This window comes from Planctomonas deserti (assembly GCF_003067705.1).
In the GTDB taxonomy this organism is placed as follows: Bacteria; Actinomycetota; Actinomycetes; order Actinomycetales; family Microbacteriaceae; genus Planctomonas; species Planctomonas deserti.
Map to the genome: position 1 here is coordinate 1 of NZ_QANL01000081.1, position 642 is coordinate 642.

Sequence of the window (642 nt, forward strand, 5' to 3'; positions counted from 1 at the left end):
ATCGGTGTGCTCGCAAGCATCGGCGCGGTGGCGCCCTTCGTCGGCCTGTTCGGCACGGTGTGGGGCATCATGAACAGCTTCATCGGCATCGCACACAGCAACACCACCAACCTGGCGGTGGTCGCGCCCGGCATCGCCGAGGCTCTGCTGGCGACCGCGCTGGGTCTGGTCGCAGCGATTCCCGCCGTGCTGGTCTACAACCACTTCAGCCGTGTACTGGCCGGCCTGCGGGGCCTGCTCGGTGATCTGTCGGCGGCCGTGCAGCAGCTGGTCTCGCGCGATCTCGATCGTGCCGTGCTGCGTACCGCAGCGGCACCGCTGCGTGCGGTTCACTGAGGCACGACGATGGCGATCAGGACCGCCTCCGACCGCGAAGATACCCCCGAAGAAGCGCACGAGATCAACGTCACGCCCTTCATCGATGTGATGCTGGTGCTGCTGATCATCTTCATGGTGGCCGCACCGCTGGCGACCGTGTCGGTGCCGGTGCAGCTGCCAGCCAGCAGTGCCAGTGCCACGCCGCCCGAACAGGCGCCGGTGTATGTGACCGTGCAGGCCGATCTGTCGCTGCGCGTTGGCGAACAGGCCGTAGCGCGCGACGGGCTGGCCGCTGCATTGCAGGCGGCGACCCACAGTGACACC

General features: G+C 67.6%; 2 protein-coding genes. Both read left to right on the top strand.

Features of this window, described 5'->3' with window-relative positions:
* The coding region (locus DAI20_RS19115) for a MotA/TolQ/ExbB proton channel family protein (RefSeq protein WP_205781510.1) at window positions 1–336 on the top strand (336 nt) is incomplete at its 5' end.
* A 9-nt stretch (window positions 337–345) separates the two neighbouring features.
* A partial coding sequence (locus DAI20_RS17275; protein WP_108252893.1) for a biopolymer transporter ExbD occupies window positions 346–642 on the top strand: 297 nt, incomplete at its 3' end.